Raw genomic sequence first — 1,978 nt, 5'->3', positions numbered from 1 at the left:
CCCATGTTCCAGAATGAGGCGGGCGAGGTGATCGGCATCGCGGTGCAGATCTACACGGGCGCGGATCGCTATGCGAGCCTGACATTCGCGATCCCGATCAATCTGGCGACAAAGCTGCGGGCGCAACTGCAAGCCCAGATGCAGTCGCAAATGCAGGCGCAGACGGCCACGGCGCGCAATCCGTCGGCGAATCCGCTCGGCGTCGATGTACAGGATGTCGGCGCCGGGCTGGCGGCGGCCTTTGGTTTGCCGCGCCCTGCCGGCGCGCTCGTCAACGCGGTCGAGCCCGGCTCGCCGGCCGCCATGGCCGGCCTGAAACCCGGCGACGTCGTCGTGCAGCTCGGCAACAAGCCGATCGGCCGCTCGACCGAACTGGCCGACGCCGCGGCCGCGCTGCCGCCCGGCGTGAAAACACCGCTCAAGCTGATCCGCAATCGCAGGCCGCTGACGGTGACGTTCGTGGCGGGAGCGTCTGCCGGCGAAAGCGCCGCCATGCGTCCAGGTGCGCAGGGCAGCCAAAGCGTTCAGGACGATGCAGGCGGCGGCGATCGCCTGGGGCTGACCATGCATCCGCTATCCGACGACGAGCGCCGTTCGACCGGGCTGGCGGTCGGCATGATGGTGGACGAGGCGCGCGGACCCGCGGCGAGCGCCGGCATCCAGCCGGGCGATGTCGTGCTCGCGCTGAACGACGTCCTGCTCGAATCGCCGGATGACGTGGCCGCCCTGGAATCCAGGGCGGGCAAGGTCATCGCGGTGCTGATCCAGCGCAACAACGCGCGCCGGTTCGTGTCGGTGCGGCTCAAGTAAACGGCGCGTGCGGCTGCGCGCGCCGGGTCGGAGCCGCAGGCATGACCCGGGGCGCGGGCCGGATCAAGCCGGATCTGGTCAGATCAGGCAAGATCACGCCGGTTCATGACATCACGGTTTCGCGCCGATCACGAATTCGAATTGTGCGACGCCGTCGACGCCGCCCGTGACGCGGTCGCCCGGCTGCAGTGCGCCGACGCCCGCCGGCGTGCCCGAAAAGATCAGGTCGCCTGCCTTCAGCTCGATCGAGCGCGACACGTCGGCGACGATGTCCGGCACTGGCCAGATCATGTCGGCGAGATCGCCTTGCTGCCGCACTTCGCCGTTGACCGCGAGCCAGATGCGGCCGGCGGCCGGATGCCCGGTGCTCGAGACCGGCCGCAGCGCGGTCACCGGCCCGGATGCATCGAATCCCTTCGCCCAGTCCCAGGGACGGCTCAGCTTTTTCGCTTCGGCTTGCAGGTCGCGGCGCGTCAGGTCGACGCCGACCGCATAGCCCCATACGTGCGACAGCGCATCGGCCCGGTCGATCGACCGTCCGCCGCGGCCGATCGCGATCACGAGTTCGATTTCGTGATGCAGATCGCTCGTCAGCGGCGGATACGGAACCGTGCCGCTGGCCGGCACGATCGCATCGGCGGGTTTCGTGAAGAAAAAGGGCGGCTCGCGGTTCGGATCGGCGCCCATCTCGCGCGCATGGTCGGCGTAGTTGCGGCCCACGCAAAACACGCGGCGCACCGGAAAGCGCGCGGACGACTGCTCGACTTCGACGGAAGGACGCGCTGGAGCGTCGATGACATATTCGGACATCGGATGGCCTCGGTTCGGAATGGAAACGGAAACCGGCGGACTGCGATGCGCGCCGGCCTGTCCGTCACGATACCGGTGCCGCGGCGCGCCGCATGCGACGCAACTACGCTGTTCCGGGACAAAACTACGCGTTGCCGTCCGGCGGGGCGGCATTGGCGTCGCGATACGTCTTCGGCGACACGCCGACCCGCGCGCGGAACCGCCGTGCGAAATACCCTTCGTCGCGAAAGCCGACCGAGCGTGCGATCTCGGCGATGCGCCGGTTCGTATGCGCGAGCAGCGATTGCGCGAGCGCGATCCGGCGTTCGGTCACGAGATCGGTGAACGTGCTGCCTGTCTCCTTGCGGATCAGATGCGC

The 1,978-nt window shown here is 68.6% G+C and carries 3 protein-coding genes; 1 reads left to right on the top strand and 2 read right to left on the bottom strand.

From position 1 onward, the window contains the following. Positions 1 to 810 (top strand): PDZ domain-containing protein (locus KH616_RS24630; RefSeq protein WP_292253876.1); only part of this gene is annotated, 810 nt, incomplete at its 5' end. Positions 811 to 921: 111 nt separating this feature from the next. On the opposite strand, the gene KH616_RS24625 is transcribed toward KH616_RS24630, so the two are convergent. Continuing rightward, complete coding sequence (locus KH616_RS24625; protein WP_292253874.1) at positions 922 to 1,620, bottom strand: fumarylacetoacetate hydrolase family protein; 699 nt, start codon at positions 1,618 to 1,620, stop codon at positions 922 to 924. A 124-nt stretch (positions 1,621 to 1,744) separates the two neighbouring features. Continuing rightward, a partial coding sequence (locus KH616_RS24620; protein WP_292253872.1) for a helix-turn-helix transcriptional regulator occupies positions 1,745 to 1,978 on the bottom strand: 234 nt, incomplete at its 5' end.

The sequence above is a fragment of the Burkholderia sp. genome, from assembly GCF_018375725.1.
Classification (GTDB): domain Bacteria; phylum Pseudomonadota; class Gammaproteobacteria; order Burkholderiales; family Burkholderiaceae; genus Burkholderia.
This window is presented reverse-complemented; position numbering and strand designations above follow the sequence as displayed.

What these genes read in the sequence shown, in the direction of transcription:
- KH616_RS24625 (WP_292253874.1), bottom strand. Translation starts at nt 1,620, where the DNA reads ATGTCCGAATATGTCATCGACGCTCCAGCGCGTCCTTCCGTCGAAGTC.